The 16909-nt window shown below is 45.5% G+C and carries 14 protein-coding genes; all 14 read left to right on the plus strand.

Translation table 11 applies throughout. The features are described from left to right. Positions 1-128 precede the first annotated feature (128 nt). Positions 129-887 carry a segregation and condensation protein A gene (locus tag AC0QUU_RS09410; protein WP_474542337.1) on the plus strand — a complete coding sequence of 253 codons (759 nt, stop codon included), beginning with the start codon at positions 129-131 and terminating at the stop codon, positions 885-887. Continuing rightward, a complete protein-coding gene (gene scpB / locus AC0QUU_RS09415) occupies positions 877-1446 on the plus strand; it encodes an SMC-Scp complex subunit ScpB (RefSeq protein ID WP_474542338.1) in 570 nt (189 codons plus the stop codon). Before AC0QUU_RS09410 ends, scpB begins: the two co-directional genes overlap by 11 nt. A 95-nt stretch (positions 1447-1541) precedes the next feature. Further along, complete coding sequence (locus tag AC0QUU_RS09420) at positions 1542-2762, plus strand: D-alanyl-D-alanine carboxypeptidase family protein (protein WP_474542339.1); 1221 nt, start codon at positions 1542-1544, stop codon at positions 2760-2762. 197 nt (positions 2763-2959) lie between these two features. Beyond that, a complete protein-coding gene (locus tag AC0QUU_RS09425; protein ID WP_474542340.1) occupies positions 2960-4948 on the plus strand; it encodes a 2-isopropylmalate synthase in 1989 nt (662 codons plus the stop codon). A gap of 332 nt (positions 4949-5280) precedes the next feature. After that, a complete protein-coding gene (locus AC0QUU_RS09430) occupies positions 5281-6720 on the plus strand; it encodes an acyl-CoA carboxylase subunit beta (protein ID WP_474542342.1) in 1440 nt (479 codons plus the stop codon). A gap of 14 nt (positions 6721-6734) precedes the next feature. Further along, positions 6735-7511, plus strand: coding sequence for an OadG family transporter subunit (locus AC0QUU_RS09435; protein ID WP_474542344.1), 777 nt, complete (start codon positions 6735-6737; stop codon positions 7509-7511). Between the two features lie 16 nt (positions 7512-7527). Then, the gene (locus AC0QUU_RS09440; RefSeq protein ID WP_474542345.1) at positions 7528-7920 is read left to right on the plus strand and encodes a biotin/lipoyl-containing protein; all 393 of its coding nucleotides are present in this window, start codon (positions 7528-7530) and stop codon (positions 7918-7920) included. Between the two features lie 23 nt (positions 7921-7943). Next, positions 7944-9095 (plus strand): sodium ion-translocating decarboxylase subunit beta, encoded by a 1152-nt coding sequence (locus AC0QUU_RS09445; RefSeq protein WP_474542347.1) that lies wholly within the window; start codon positions 7944-7946, stop codon positions 9093-9095. A gap of 18 nt (positions 9096-9113) precedes the next feature. Beyond that, positions 9114-10529 carry an oxaloacetate decarboxylase subunit alpha gene (locus AC0QUU_RS09450; RefSeq protein WP_474542349.1) on the plus strand — a complete coding sequence of 472 codons (1416 nt, stop codon included), beginning with the start codon at positions 9114-9116 and terminating at the stop codon, positions 10527-10529. Between the two features lie 66 nt (positions 10530-10595). Then, complete coding sequence (locus AC0QUU_RS09455) at positions 10596-11948, plus strand: tetratricopeptide repeat protein (protein WP_474542351.1); 1353 nt, start codon at positions 10596-10598, stop codon at positions 11946-11948. A gap of 206 nt (positions 11949-12154) precedes the next feature. After that, positions 12155-13939: an aminopeptidase P family protein gene (locus AC0QUU_RS09460; RefSeq protein ID WP_474542353.1), complete on the plus strand. Its 1785-nt coding sequence runs from the start codon at positions 12155-12157 to the stop codon at positions 13937-13939. A 20-nt stretch (positions 13940-13959) separates the two neighbouring features. Next, positions 13960-14913, plus strand: a complete 954-nt coding sequence (locus AC0QUU_RS09465) for a MurR/RpiR family transcriptional regulator (RefSeq protein WP_474542355.1) — start codon at positions 13960-13962, stop codon at positions 14911-14913. Continuing rightward, complete coding sequence (locus tag AC0QUU_RS09470) at positions 14906-16147, plus strand: BaiN/RdsA family NAD(P)/FAD-dependent oxidoreductase (RefSeq protein WP_474542357.1); 1242 nt, start codon at positions 14906-14908, stop codon at positions 16145-16147. Before AC0QUU_RS09465 ends, AC0QUU_RS09470 begins: the two co-directional genes overlap by 8 nt. A gap of 102 nt (positions 16148-16249) precedes the next feature. Beyond that, positions 16250-16906 carry a (d)CMP kinase gene (gene cmk / locus AC0QUU_RS09475; protein ID WP_474542359.1) on the plus strand — a complete coding sequence of 219 codons (657 nt, stop codon included), beginning with the start codon at positions 16250-16252 and terminating at the stop codon, positions 16904-16906. Positions 16907-16909 lie beyond the last annotated feature (3 nt).

A 16909-nucleotide genomic window follows, 5' to 3' on the forward strand; every position in this document is an offset into this window, starting at 1 on the left:
CCCGTATAATATTTAAACGTATGAATCACACCGAAAAAAACAGCGGAGGTTCTGCTGCAGATTTCACAGCTTATGAATGTATAATTCTGCGGCAGCCCGCTTTTTTCAGCGCAAAAACAGGAGATGCTATGGGAATACCAGTAAAACTGGAGGCATTTGAAGGCCCGCTTGACCTTCTGCTTCATCTGATTGAGAAAAATAAAATTGATATATATGACATACCGATTGTAGAAATTACCAATCAGTACATGGATTACATCCGGCAGATGCAGAGAGAAGATCTGAACGTAATGAGTGAATTCCTGGTCATGGCGGCCACTCTTCTTGATATCAAATGCAGAATGCTGCTGCCCAAAGAAGTAACAGAGGACGGCGAGGAAGAAGATCCCCGGCAGGAACTGGTGGAACAGCTTCTTCAGTATAAAATGTACAAATATATGGCGGAAGAACTGAAAGAACGTCAGACGGACTCTGACATGGTGCTTTACCGGAGTCCTGATGTGCCGGAAGAAGTAATGGAATATGTGGAACCGGTAGATCTGGACAAGCTGCTTGACGGTCTGAGCCTTTCCAGACTCAGCGCAGTCTTTCGGGAAGTTATGAAACGTCAGAATGACAAAATCGATCCGGTAAGAAGCAGGTTTGGAAAAATCGAAAAAGAAGAAGTATCGCTCTCCGAGCGCCTGGATTATATTCACGATTATCTGCGGAACCATCGTGTTTTCAGTTTTCGCCAGATGCTGGAAAATCAGAAAAGCCGGATGCAGATTGTTGTTACGTTTCTGGCAGTTCTGGAGATGATGAAGCTGGGAGAGATTCATGTGAAACAGGAAGAAACATTCGGAGAGATTATGATCGAAAGGATGGAAGACAGGAATGGAAATTGAGAAACTCCAGGCGGCGGTAGAGGCAATCCTGTTTACAATGGGCGATTCCGTGGAACTGGAAAAAATCGCCGCGGCTATCGGGCATGACTATGAGACAACGCGGAAAATTGTGCACACTCTGATGGACCGCTGTGAAGAAGAGGACAGAGGAGTACGTATAATTGAACTGGAAAATTCTTTCCAGATGTGTACCAAGAAAGAAATGTATGAATATCTGATTCGTGTTGCAAAACAGCCGAAAAGGTATGTCCTAACTGATGTGCTTCTTGAAACACTTTCTATTATTGCATACCGCCAGCCGGTAACCAGGCTGGAAATTGAAAAAATCCGCGGGGTCAAGTCTGATCATGCTGTAAATAAGCTGGTTGAGTACGGACTGGTTGAAGAAACCGGAAGGCTGGACGCGCCGGGCAGGCCGCTGCTTTTCGGTACCACAGAAGAATTTCTTCGGCGCTTTAACATACAGTCTCTGGAAGAGCTGCCCACCCTGAATCCGGACCAGATCGAGCACTTTAAGGAAGAGGCGGAAGAAGAGGCCCAGCTTACGCTTGATATCTGAGTGATAACGGGAAGGTTCCTCTTTCTTTGTTCTATCCGGGCGGATAGAATCATAGATTCATTAGTAAAGGAACCGGCGTCAGGAGAGATCCGCAGATGACGAAAAAATGGAAAACTGTTTTCTGTGCATTTTTTGCCGCGCTTCTTCTCGCGGCATTTGTAAATCCGGCAATTTATACTGAAGCAGAAGAGAGTGAAATAAAACCTTCAGATTTGTACGCCCAGTCGGCAGTCCTGATGGACGCGGACTCAGGGCGTATTTTATTTGCGAAAAGCGGACAAAAAGAAAGACCTATGGCAAGTACCACAAAGATCATGACCTGTATCCTTACTCTGGAAAACGGGAATCTGTCAGATACGGTTGCTGTCAGTAAAAATGCAGCCGGACAGCCGGAAGTAAAACTGGGAATGAAAGAAGGAGAAAGCTATGTTCTAAAAGATCTTCTGTATTCTCTGATGCTTGAATCCCATAACGATTCAGCAGTGGCCATTGCCGAACATATCGGAGGATCTGTAGAAGGGTTTGCCGGTCTGATGAATAAAAAGGCAGCAGAGCTTGGATGTTTTCATACATATTTTATTACGCCGAACGGGCTGGATGCCCGGGATGAAAAAGGGATTCATCATACTACTGCGGAAGATCTGGCGCGGATTATGAAGTACTGTATTATGGATTCGGAAAAAAGCAGCGAATTCCTTGAAATTACACGAACTGCCGATTATTCTTTTACGGACGGCAGCAAAAGCCGTTCTTTTCAGTGCACAAACCACAATGCATTTCTGAATATGATGGAAGGTGCGCTTTCGGGCAAAACAGGTTTTACGGCAGACGCCGGATATTGTTATGTCGGAGCCTTAAGACAGGATGATCGTACATTTATTGTGGCCCTGCTTGCCTGCGGCTGGCCGAACGCCAAAAGTTATAAATGGACGGACACAAGAAAACTGATGACTTATGGCCTGGAAAATTATTTTTATAAAACTGATGACGCAGGGCGGAAAACCAGACAGATTTCTGTGGAAAATGCGGCTGCAGACGGATTCCCGGGCGATCTTACTGAGACTGTCACTCTGCTGCCGGACGGTCAGCCTCCTTCTGTACTTCAAAAAGAAGGGGAAGAAATTACAGAAGAGTGGGAGATTCCGGAATCTGTGGAAGCGCCCATAGAAAAGGGGGAAGAGCTGGGAACTGTCCGTTACAGTCTGGACGGCACCCTTCTTCTGGAATGCCGGGCAACTGCGGATCGGGATGTGAAAGAGAGAACTTTTTCCGTATGTGCCGAATGGATCAAAGACCGTTTCTTTTTTAGAATATAGAGCTCATCTGAGACATGCAAGTTCCCGTTCCTGATTACAACGCCACGCAGTAAAAAGTAGTCGGATCCCACAGTGGGTTAAAATACATCAACCGAAATGATTAATTTCGTCACTGGCATATGCCCGGAACCTGTGGTAGGATATGTGAAGATAAAATAAAACAATAAAATTGATAAAATATAAGGAGACATACGATTATGGAAAATTGGAAGAAGTATGAAAAGACTTATTTTATGCCGCCGGAACCCTGCTATGATTGGGTGAAAAAAGATTCTATAGATAAACCGCCGATCTGGTGCAGCGTTGACTTAAGAGATGGGAATCAGGCTCTCATCGAACCAATGAGTCTGGATGAAAAACTTGAGTTTTTTCAGCTTCTTGTAGACGTTGGCTTTAAAGTAATTGAAGTAGGATTTCCCGCCGCATCCGAGACAGAATATCAGTTTTTAAGGGCATTGATTGAGCAGAATATGATTCCGGATGATGTAACTATTCAGGTACTTACACAGGCAAGAGAACATATTATCAAGAGGACGTTTGAAGCTGTAAAGGGCGCTCCCCACGCAATTATACATGTATATAACTCGACTTCTGTTGCGCAGAGAGAACAGGTATTCAAAAAGGATAAAGAACAGATTAAGAAAATTGCCACAGACGGCGCGGCGCTTCTGAAGAAACTTGCGGAAGAAACATCCGGCAATTTTACATTCGAATACAGCCCGGAAAGTTTTCAGGGAACTGAAGTAGATTATGCGCTTGAGGTGTGCAATGCCGTTCTGGATATCTGGAAACCAACTACTGATAATAAAGCAATTATTAACCTTCCAACTACGGTGGAAAACGCAATGCCTCATGTATTTGCAAGCCAGGTAGAGTATTTCAACAAACACCTGCTTCACCGTGAGAATGTAATCCTGTCCCTTCATCCTCACAATGACAGAGGATCCGGTATCAGTGACGCGGAGCTTGGCATCCTTGCCGGTGCCGACAGGATTGAAGGAACCCTGTTCGGAAACGGTGAGCGGACCGGAAACGTGGACATTATTACACTTGCCATGAACATGTTCTCCCAAGGCGTAGATCCGGGACTGGATTTCTCAAATATGAGCGATATCTGCGAAGTGTACGAACGTGTAACAAGAATGAAAGTTTCTCCCCGTCAGCCGTATGCAGGAGAACTGGTATTTACTGCATTTTCCGGTTCCCATCAGGATGCGATTGCAAAAGGAATGGCTTGGAGAGAAGAGCATAACTGTGAGAAATGGACTGTTCCTTATCTTCCTATTGATCCCCAGGATGTGGGCAGAAGATATGATTCTGATGTAATCCGAATTAACAGCCAGTCCGGAAAAGGCGGAGTCAACTATATTCTGAAGCAGAGCTTCGGTATCAGTCTGCCGGAAAAGATGAAAGAAGAGGTGGGATATCTTGTAAAAGATGTTTCCGACAAAGCGCACAAAGAACTTTCGCCGGACTGGGTATATCATATTTTTGAAGATAACTACATCAATGCAAAGCCGGTATTTACCGTAGATGAATGTCACTTTAAGCAGGAAGACGGGATCGTTGCAGAAGCGGTGCTCCATCACAATGGAAGTGACCGGAAAATCACCGGTGTTGGAAACGGACGTCTTGATGCAGTGAGCAATGCCATTAAACATTATTTTGATGTAAGCTACGAACTGGCTGTTTATGAAGAGCACTCTCTTACAAAGGGCTCTTCTTCAAGAGCTGTTGCCTATGTGGGCGTAATCTGCAATAAAAAGCGCTACTGGGGCGTAGGAATCGATGCCGATATTATTAAGGCCTCCATACAGGCGCTGGTAGTTGCCGTAAACAAAATTAAAGAGATTGCAGAATCACAGGTAAATAAGGATGAGCGGCTTCTGGAAATCACAAATTATATTTATGCAAATTATAAAGACGTGACACTGGATGATCTGGCAGAGAAGTTTTTCCTTTCCAAACCGTATCTTTCCAAATATATCAAGGAAAAGTCCGGTATGACTTTCGGAGATATCCTGAAAAAAGTAAGGATGAAAAAAGCTCGCGCAATGCTCAAGAGCAGCAGCGCTACAGTGGAAAGCATTGCGGAATCCGTAGGATATCAGAATGTAGAACATTTCAACCGGATTTTCAAGAAGATGTACAACATTACTCCGGTGCAGTACCGCAACCGTAAATAAAAACGGATTCACAGAATCACCCCTGTCACATTTATCATGTGTTGATTACAGTGAAAACAGGATATATGTCGGAACTATATTGTATGAGAAAAAATGAAACTAATATAAGGTTTCAATTAAAGAAACAATACATTATAGTTCCGGCTTTTTTTGTAAAACAAACCATAAGCAGATTTTTTATGCGCAATATGCAGTGTGTCAATATTTTTATCTGACATTTCAAATTGCAATCTGTCAATTGCTGGTTTATACTGATATTAAGTTTTTTTATTTCTGATGGAAATATTCTTTATTTCTGTTCAGACAAATCTATGAATATGGAGGGCTGGAATATGAGCTACAACGCAACAGAAACCCCGGCAGGAAGACGGATTGCGGCCCTGCTGGACGAGGGCAGTTTTGCCGAGATCGGCGGAGAAGTCACAGCTAGAAGCACCGATTTCAACCTGCAGGAAAAGAAAACTCCGTCGGACGGTGTTATTACCGGATACGGGCTGATCGATGGAAATCTTGTATATGTGTACAGTCAGGATCCTGACGTACTGAATGGTTCCATGGGTGAAATGCACGCAAAAAAAATTGGAAATATCTACGATATGGCAATAAAAATGGGCGCTCCGGTAATCGGACTGATTGACTGTGCAGGATTCCGCCTGCAGGAGTCCACAGATGCTCTTGACGCTTTCGGAAATCTATATCGGAAGCAGACCAATGCGTCCGGTGTTGTTCCCCAGATTACTGCTATTTTCGGCATGTGCGGCGGCGGACTGGCAGTGGTGCCCGGACTGGCCGATTTTACGTTTATGGAGAAAAATACTGGAAGAATGTTTATCAATTCCCCAAATACGTTAGACGGTAATTCCGTATCAGACCTGGATACTGCCAACGCGGCTTATCAGAGCAGCGTATCCGGACTGATTGACGGCATTGGTACAGAAAACGAGATACTGGAACAGATCCGCTCTCTGGTATGCATGATACCTTCTAATTATGAAGACGGTGTTCTGGCAGAACCGTGTACAGATGATCTGAACCGGATCTGCGGGGATATTGAAAACGGAGCTGAAGACGGCGCCTATGTACTTTCCCGAATCGCGGACGGACAGATCTTTTTTGAACTCAAAAGCAATTATGCAAAAGAAATGGCGGTAGGATTTATCCGTCTCAACGGTACAACGGTCGGCGCAGTCGCAAACCGATCCAGATTATACGGCCCGGGCGGCGCGGCAGAAGAATCCTATGAGCCCGTACTTACTGTAAACGGATGCAGGAAAGCAGCTGATTTTGTAAAATTCTGCGATGCATTCTCCATACCGGTTCTTTCGGTTACAAGAGCTGAAGGCTATGCTGCTGATGTGGAATCAGAAAAAAATATGGCAAAAGCTGCGGCGGAGCTTACGTACGCATTTGCGGAAGCTACCGTTCCGAAAGTAAATCTGATTACCGGAAAAGCCTATGGCAGCGCATATCTTACCATGAACAGCAAATCAATCGGAGCTGACCTGGTGTATGCATGGCCTTCGTCGGAGATCGGAATGATGGATGCGGGCATGGCAGCCAGAATTATGTATGCCGATGCGGATATGTCCGTTATCCGGGAAAAGGAAAAAGAATACAGAGAACTGCAGTCCAGTCCGTTTTCCGCGGCCGGAAGAGGTTATGTAGATGCTATTATTCAGCCGTCTGACACAAGAAAATATGTAATCGGCGCATTCGAAATGCTTTTTACAAAAAGAGAACGGCGTCCGGATAAAAAACACGGAACAGTTTAGTGAGGTGAGGCGAAGTGAAGAAGAAATTTAGTCTGGCCGGGCTTATCCTCATTCTGATTCTCGCGTTTACAGGATGCGGAAAGTCCGAAACATCAGAATATGATGAGGAGACCCTCCAGTATTATTCCCAGTACTTTGTCAGTTTTTTCAATTCTCAGACAGAAGAACAGATTGAAAGCTATAAAAATTCTACAGATACACTGCTGGATATGTATCTGATTCAGAATGGGGTTCCTATTGAGGGAGAAAATTTTATATCCATGCTGGACGCATGGCAGGCAGGACTGAATGAGTGCGGTGCATTTGTTCAGTGCGGAGAGTTTGAAATGACAACAGATCAGGATGGCGCAACGCTTACTGCAGACGCTCATTTTGAAGACCGGGACGGAACAATCGTGTTTGAATATAGCGAAAATATGTATCTGGAAAGCGTTACGGTCAGTGGACATTATACCACAGGCGAAATTCTGCAGAAGGCAGGACTGAACACGATCCTTGGTATGGGAACGGTGTTTATCGTACTGATTTTCCTGTGTTTCATAATCTGGCTGTTTAATTTTATCCCCGTTCTTGAAAAGAAATTCCGGAAAAAGAAACCAGAAGAACCTGTTCTTCAGACTGCTGCACAGCCGGATTTTGCAGCCGCTGGTACTGCAGCTCCGGCCGATAATACGGACGATCAGGAACTTGCGGCCGTAATCGCGGCGGCGATTGCAGCAGCAGAAGGCACATCCACAGATGATTTTATAGTTCGTTCGATTAAGCGCAGAAAAACAAATAAATGGAAATAACCAGGAGGATATGAAAATGAAAAATTATACAATTACAGTAAATGGCAATGTATATGATGTAACAGTGGAAGAGAAGCCGGCAGGTTTTACTCCGGCACAGTCTGCCTCACCTGCGCCCGCGCCTGCTCCGGCAGCGCCGCAGGCCCCGTTACAGGCGGCTCCGGCAGCTCCTTCGGGCATTCAGTCCGGCGCCGGAAGAATTGCCGTCAAAGCCGGAGCCGCAGGGAAAGTCTTTAAAATCGAAGCTGCCGTAGGACAGAGCGTACAGCCCGGCGACCCTGTTGTAATCATTGAAGCTATGAAAATGGAGATTCCGGTTGTTGCCCCGGAAGCAGGAACCGTTGCCAGCATAGATGTGGCAGTGGGAGACGCCATTGAGGCAGGAGCTGTACTTGCTACTTTAAACTAGCTAAGGACCAGGAGGTTTGACAAATGGAATATATTACTAGTACATTGGGGAACCTGATCGATCAGACCGCCTTCATGAATCTTACATGGGGCAATCTGGTTATGATCGGCGTGGCCTGTCTGTTCCTCTATCTGGCTATCCGGCACGGCTTTGAGCCGCTGCTGCTTGTTCCGATTGCCTTTGGTATGCTTCTCGTCAATATTTACCCGGACATTATGATCAGTCCTGAAGAGGCATCCAACGGAACAGGCGGTCTTCTCTATTATTTTTACAAACTGGACGAATGGTCAATTCTTCCTTCTCTGATCTTCCTCGGAGTAGGAGCGATGACAGATTTCGGTCCTCTCATCGCAAATCCGAAGAGCTTCCTTCTGGGAGCTGCGGCTCAGTTTGGTATTTTTGCCGCATATCTGGGCGCTATGGCGATGGGATTTTCGGATAAGGCTGCAGCTGCCATTTCAATTATCGGCGGAGCGGACGGACCGACATCTATCTTTCTTGCAGGCAAACTGCAGCAGACAGCGATTCTGGGACCGATTGCGGTAGCGGCATATTCGTATATGTCCCTTGTGCCGATTATTCAGCCCCCTATTATGAAACTGCTTACCACAAAAGAAGAAAGAGCAATTAAGATGGAACAACTGCGGCCGGTATCCAAACTGGAACGCATCCTCTTCCCGATTATTATTACGGTAGTTGTCTGCATTATTCTTCCGACTACAGCTCCTCTGGTAGGTATGCTGATGCTGGGAAATCTGTTCAAAGAATGCGGCGTGGTAAGACAGCTGACGGAAACAGCAAGTAATGCGCTGATGTACATCGTCGTTATCCTGCTTGGTACTTCCGTAGGAGCAACTACCAGCGCAGAGGCGTTCCTGAATCTGGATACGCTAAAAATCGTAGCGCTGGGACTGATCGCATTTGCTTTTGGAACCGCTGCAGGTGTGCTTTTCGGAAAACTTCTCTGCTGGGTATCAAAAGGAAAGGTAAATCCTCTGATCGGCTCTGCCGGAGTATCGGCAGTGCCTATGGCTGCCCGGGTTTCCCAGAAAGTAGGGGCGGAGGCCGATCCCACCAATTTCCTTCTCATGCATGCTATGGGCCCGAATGTGGCCGGCGTAATCGGAACGGCAGTCGTAGCAGGAACATTTATGGCAATCTTTGGTGTTAAGTAAGATATGGAGGACAAAATAATGGCAGATACAGCAAAAAAACCGGTAAAAATAACAGAAACCATTCTGCGTGACGCACATCAGTCCCTGATTGCCACCAGAATGACAACAGAGCAGATGCTGCCCATTGTAGATAAGATGGATCAGGTCGGATACCACGCAGTGGAGTGCTGGGGCGGCGCTACATTCGATGCTTCTCTGCGTTTTCTGAAGGAAGATCCCTGGGACAGACTGAGAAAGTTCAGAGACGGATTTAAGCACACAAAACTTCAGATGCTGTTCCGGGGACAGAATATTCTCGGTTACCGCCCATATGCGGATGATGTGGTCGAATACTTCGTACAGAAATCCGCAGCGAACGGAATTGATATTATCCGTATCTTCGACTGCCTGAATGATATCCGCAACCTTCAGACCGCTGTTACAGCGGCCAACAAAGAACAGGCGCACGCTCAGGTGGCTATGTCCTATACGCTGGGTGATGCCTATACACTGGAATACTGGGTAGATCTTGCAAAACGGATTGAAGACATGGGAGCAGACTCTATCTGTGTAAAAGATATGGCGGGACTGCTGTGCCCCTATCAGGCAACAGAGCTTGTGTCAGCTTTGAAAGAAGCAGTTGATATCCCTATCGAAATGCACACTCATTACACATCCGGCGTGGGTTCTATGACGTATTTAAAAGCAGTTGAGGCAGGCGCTGATATAATTGACACAGCCATATCCCCATTTGCCCTGGGCACATCCCAGCCGGCAACGGAAGTTATGGTGGAAACATTTAAAGGCACTCCTTATGACACCGGACTGGATCAGAATCTTCTTGCCGAGATCGCAGATTATTTCCGTCCGATCCGGGATGACGCTCTGGAAAGCGGTCTTCTTAACCCGAAGAATATGGGCGTTAATATTAAAACACTTCTGTACCAGGTTCCGGGAGGCATGCTCTCTAATCTGACATCTCAGCTGAAAGAGCAGGGCGCGGAAGATAAATTCTATGAAGTGCTTGAGGAAGTGCCGCGGGTAAGAAAAGATCTGGGCGAGCCGCCTCTTGTTACGCCGTCTTCCCAGATTGTGGGAACTCAGGCAGTATTTAATGTGCTGATGGGCGAGCGTTATAAGATGGCAACGAAAGAAACGAAAGACATTCTGTCCGGAAAATACGGCGCTACAGTTAAGCCGTTCAACAAAGAGGTCCAGAAGAAAATTCTTGGCGAAAATGCCGAGATTATAACATGCCGTCCGGCGGATCTTATTCCGAACGAGCTGGACACCCTTCGGAAAGAATGCGAGCGCTGGATTCAGCAGGATGAAGATGTGCTCACCTATGCACTTTTCCCGCAGGTAGCTGTTGAATTCTTCAAATACCGGGAGGCACAGCAGACAAAAGTAGATACGTCTGTCGCTGACACAGAAAACGGGGCATATCCCGTATAAAAATCTGATTTTATAAAGAGCAGCCGGTTGTGGCAGGCACTGATGCTCTTTAAGACAGGAGGAAAAATGTTTTGTGAAAATTGTGGTGCGAAGCTGGCAGATAATTCAAAATTCTGTCAGAGATGCGGCGCCCCGGTAAGGCAGGAAGATAATGTGCCGGGACAGGAAAACAGCGGTTCTTATTCCGTGCCGCCGCAGGCGCCGGCAAAGAAAAAAAACAGAAAATGGCCATTTATTCTTGCGGCCGTTATTCTTCTTATTATAGCCTGTGTAATCGGCGGTATTCTGATTTTCCGGAAAAAAGATGAAAAAACCAATTTTGCCGAATATATAGCATCCGGACAGCGATATCTGGAAGAAATGGATTATGAAAAAGCAGAAGATGCATATCTGAAGGCAGTGGAGATTGATCCGAAACAAGCAGAACCTTATCTGAGACTTGCGGATATTTATGCGGCTCAGAATGATTATAAAAAGGCGGAAGAAATTCTGAGAAAAGGTTCCGAAGAAACAGAATCTTCCGAGATTACAGAACGCTACAGACTCTATGAATATACGAAAGATGTGCTGATACCCGAGGAAGGAGAATGTAAAGAAGGAGAGTATACCTGTGAATATACCTATGGAATTGTAGCCCCGTATCTGGAAAATGCAGAATTACTGGAAGGGGTCCTTACTTCCCGGATCCATGATTTTGACGGCGATGGTTCAGAAGAACTGCTTGTTCTGATGCTGAAAAATGAGGGAACCGGTCTGGATTATATCGAATATCCGGCTGATTATACATGCCACAAAGTTTACCTTCGCATGTACGAGTTGGAAAGCGGAGAAGTTGTTCTGAAAGACGAAACCCTGGGCATCTATCCTGTCCTGGGAGCCGGGGACAGCGAGGAAGCAGGAATTTTTCTTAAGAAAAGCAGCGGGAAAACATATATATGCGGCAGTTCATACAATCTGATTGTAGGAGGCTCTGCGCCTTCATCTCTAATGGATTCTTTTGTCATGACATATGACGGAAATACATTTACAAAGCTTGCCGGATATGATGATCCTGTTATCGGCTCTGATTTTTACGGAGATCCGGACGCGGAGGAAATGGCGGATTTTCTGGACAGTATCGGACTGGAAGGCATGACATCTTATATGCGGGACAGCTATATGATGATATTTGATTTCAGTACAGACGAATACGATGAAATGCTTATGTTTGTAACCGGAGAAAATGACGGTTCCGGAGATCAGACAGCATATTACGATAACCTGTTCGAGGGGAACACAATACCGGAGCTTCTGGGGAAAGTTGTATTTACGCTTCAGTTATCATGGGATGAGCCCGGTGATGAATCCTCCGGGCAGAACAGTTCCGATGTTCCGGAAACACCCGACTATCTGGGTTTCTTCTTCCGTAATTCTGTATAACACAAAAATTTACCAAACTCTGCATAATATACAGGAATTCAGAAATTATATTGTGTTAGATTCCATAAGCCGGTCCGGATTCGGGCCCGGAATAAAATGCATGTGAGAAACAGCTTTTATTCCGGGCCTTTTTATAAAGATTGTTTTTGCAACATTTCTTATTTGGTGGTATTATGGATATGATTTTGCATACGGGAGGATTTTTTATGGATATTATCCGCAGGATAGAATGCCTGCGCAGAGAGATGGCATGTGAAGGCATTGATGTTTATATTGTTCCGTCGGCAGACTGCCACGGCAGTGAATATGTAGGAGATTATTTTAAAATACGGCAGTATCTTACCGGATTTACCGGTTCTGCCGGGACGGCAGTGTTTACGCGGGATAAGGCCGGTCTCTGGACAGACGGAAGATATTATATTCAGGCAGAAGAACAGCTGAAAGGCAACGGCATACACCTGTACCGTATGGGAGAACCGGATACTGACACGATTGAAGAGTTTCTGGAAAAAGAACTTCCCGCCGGAGGGGTGATCGGGTTTGACGGAAAGGTTACAGAACTGGCTGTCGGAGACAAATATAAGGAAATTGCAGAACGAAAAGGCGGACATGTTCTGGCGGATTTTGATCTCGCAGACCGGTTCTGGAAAGAGCGTCCCGCTCTTCCCGGAGAAAAAGTCTGGTCTCTGGATGAAAAATATGCGGGGGAAAGTGTGCCTTCAAAACTTGAGCGGATACGAAAGAAGATGACCTCTTATGGAGCAGATGTCCATCTGCTGTCCAGTCTGGACGATATTTCCTGGCTTTTTAATATCCGCGGAAATGATGTGGCATACTGTCCGGTCGTCCTCGCATTTGCCATAATTGAAAAAGACGGAGGGAGGATTTTTGCCGACAAGGAGAAATTCCCGGTCGGTATTCTGAATATGCTGCAAGGGAATAATATTACAGTCAGCTCTTATGAGTCTGTATATGCCGCAGCACAAAATCTGTCCGGACGCAGAGTTCTTCTTGATCCGGAACGTACAAACTACCATTTATATTACAGTATTCCGGATACTGCAGAAATCATAAAAGCGGAAAATCCTTCAATTTTAATGAAATCAATTAAAAATGGAACGGAAGCGGATAACATCCGCACGGCTCATCTTAAAGACGGGATTGCTCACACCAGATTTCTCTATTGGCTGAAAAAGAGTATCGGGAAAGTTCCCATTACCGAAATTTCTGCTGCCAGAAAGCTGGAAGAGTTCCGGGCTGAACAGGAAAGCTTTCTGGGGCCGAGTTTTGCGCCGATCAGTGCGGCAGGCAGTCATGGAGCTATTGTCCACTATAGTGCCACGGAAGATTCTGATATGGAATTACAGGAAGGCACTCTGTACCTGAGCGATACAGGAGGCCATTATCTGGAGGGATCTACCGATATTACAAGGACAGTAGCGCTTGGTAATGTTCCGGAAGAGCAGAAAAAGCATTTTACAATTGTTGCCCGCGGAATGCTCCGTCTTGCAAACGCGGTCTTTCTTTATGGCTCCAGCGGAGTAACGCTGGATGCTCTGGCCAGAGAGGTTTTCTGGAAGGAGAGGCTCAATTTCAATCATGGAACCGGACATGGTGTAGGCTATCTTCTGAATATCCATGAACCGCCCATCAATTTCCGCTGGCGGGAAGGGGCACAGCCTTCTCGGATATTTGAAGAAAATATGGTAATAACCGATGAACCTGGTATTTATATAGAAGGTTCCCACGGCATTCGTCTGGAGAATGAACTGCTTGTGCGCAAAGATGTAAAAAACGAATACGGACAGTTTATGCGTTTTGAAATTCTGACATTTGTTCCCATTGATCTGGATGCTCTGGTTCCGGAATCTATGTCAGAAGATGAAAAACATCTCCTCAATACTTACCATAAAAATGTATATAAAAAGATTTCTCCTTATCTGAATGAGGAAGAAAAAGCCTGGCTGCGGTATGCGACCAGACCAATATAGAAAACGGCAGGAAAGTAACTATGGAAACAGCAGAAAATACAACAAATGAACTGATTATAAGGATTGAAGAAAAATATCCAAAAATGAGTAAAGGACAGAAGCGTCTGGCAGATTATGTCTGCAAGAATTACGACAAGGCAGTGTTCCTTACTGCGGCAAAACTCGGAGAAATTGTAGGCGTAAGTGAATCTACGGTAGTCCGTTTTGCCACTCAGCTGGGGTATAAAGGATATCCGGGATTTCAGAAAGCTCTGGAGGAACTTGTCCGCACCAAACTGAACTCCATTCAGAGAATGGAAGTTACCTATGGAAGAATTACCCAGAGTGAGATCCTGCAGACTGTTCTTCAGTCCGATATAGAAAAAATAAAACTTACCTTGAACGGCATAGATCATAAAGCATTTGATCTGGCTATTGACACAATACTGGGAGCAGAGAAAATTTATGTGATTGGGATTCGAAGCTGCGCGCCGCTGGCTTCATTTCTGAGCTTTTATCTCAATCTTGTCTGCGAAAATGTAACGGCAGTTACAACCAACAGTTCCAGCGAAATTTTTGAACAGCTTATCCGGATCGGAAGTAATGATGTAATTATAGGAATCAGCTTTCCCAGGTACTCCATGCGGACTCTGAAAGCACTGGAATTTGCCAGCAACCGGAAAGCAAAAGTAATCACACTGACTGACAGTGTACATTCCCCTATGAATTTATATTCTTCCTGCAACCTGATTGCCCGATCGGACATGGCTTCTATTGTAGATTCTCTGGTCGCCCCTCTGAGTGTAATAAATGCTCTTATCGTAGCTCTGTGCATGAAAAAACAGACGGAAGTAGTTACGACACTGGAAACACTGGAGAAAATATGGGACGAATATCAGGTATACAGCGGAGATGAACTGAATCCATTAAATCAGTCTCTATCTGTTGCCGGAGACGACGGATCCCGGGAAATGGAAGGAAATGCAGATGAGTAAAGTAGCTGTTGTGGGCGGAGGAGCTGCCGGAATGATGGCCGCGGTCTTTGCAGCACGAAATGAGAATGAAGTATATCTGTATGAAAAAAATGAAAAGCTGGGAAAGAAGCTGTTTATTACCGGAAAGGGACGATGCAACCTGACAAATACAGCAGACATGGAAGAGTTATTCGCCGCAGTTGTCAGCAACCCCAAATTTTTGTACAGCAGCTTCTACAGCTTTACCAACGAGCAGACGATTGCCTTTTTTGAGGAACTTGGCGTAAAAACAAAAGTAGAAAGGGGCGGAAGAGTGTTTCCTGTTTCGGATCATTCTTCCGATGTAATCCGTGGCCTGGAACGGGAACTGAACCGCCTCGGCGTTCATATAGTATTGAATACAGAAGTAAAAGAACTGCTGGCCGTGAACGGAAGCGTCCGGGGGCTTTTACTGGCGTCCGGAAAAAGGACGGATGCAGATGCCGTAATTGTAGCTGCAGGAGGACTTTCATATCCTTCAACCGGTTCTACCGGAGACGGATATCGGATGGCAGAATCCTGCGGCCATAAAATAACGCCGCTTTCACCGGCTCTTGTGCCGATGGAGGTAAAAGAGTGGTATGCGAAAGAACTTATGGGTCTCTCTCTTCGCAATATCGGCATTACGATAACAGACGGTTCAAAAAAACTGTATCAGGATTTTGGAGAAATGCTTTTTACTCATTACGGAGTAAGCGGACCAGTTATATTAAGTGCCAGCAGCATTACAGGCAGTCGTCTGAAAGAGAAGGAGCTCACCCTGCATATTGACCTGAAGCCGGCACTCACAAAAGAACAGCTCGATAAACGTGTGCTGCGGGAATTCGAATCAAATCATAACCGGCAGTTCAAAAATGCTGTAGCCGGTCTTTTCCCGGCAAAACTGCTGCCTGTTATGGTAGATCTTTCCGGAATTCCGGAAGAAAAAAGAGTCAATGAAATCACAAAGGAGGAACGGAAAAAATTTACAGATCTGATCAAAGATTTTACCATGACGCTCACCGGTCTTCGAAGCTATAGTGAAGCAATTATTACCAGAGGCGGCATATCCGTAAAAGAAATAGATCCGGGAACTATGGAATCAAAACTGATAAAAGGCCTTTTTTTTGCAGGGGAAGTACTGGATCTGGATGCAGTAACCGGTGGCTTTAATCTGCAGATTGCCTGGTCTACCGGTTTTCTTGCCGGAGCTCATGCAGGTCAGACGCAATTGTGACTGTCGCCGGGTAACATAGAAATGAAATCTATTTAAAAATCTTGTCTGAAAATAAAGAACAGGTTATACTTTATACAATGAGAAAAATTGAGGAGGAAAACAATGGGGTATAACGTGGCTATTGACGGCCCGGCCGGGGCCGGGAAAAGTACCATCGCAAAACTGGTAGCGAAGGAAAAGGGATATATTTACGTTGACACAGGAGCAATGTACAGGGGGCTTGCAATTCATTTTCTGAAAGAAGGTATCTGTCCCGATGATAAAGAAGCCGTAGCAAATGCATGCAGGGATGCAGAAGTTACTATTGAATACGAAAACGGAGTTCAGCAGATTTATTTAAACGGCGAAAATGTAACATCAATGCTCCGTACAGAAGAAGTCGGAAATATGGCATCAAAAACATCTGCTATCCCGGAAGTGCGTGAAAAGCTTCTGGAGCTTCAGCGCTCTCTTGCAAAAGAAAAAGATGTAATCATGGACGGCCGGGATATCGGTACCAATATTCTTCCCGGCGCAGACGTGAAGATTTACCTTACCGCCAGCGTGGCAACCCGGGCAAAGCGCAGGTACGATGAACTGAAAGCCAAAGGAGAGAACTGTGATCTGGAATCTATTTCCCGGGATATTGAAGAGCGTGATAACCGGGATATGACCAGAAAAATCGCTCCGCTGAAACAGGCAGAGGACGCTGTGCTGGTTGACAGCTCCAATATGACGATTCCCGAAGTCGTGGAGAAAATATGCAGTTACTGCAGGTAGCGG

Source organism: Mediterraneibacter sp. HA8405 (assembly GCF_056148955.1).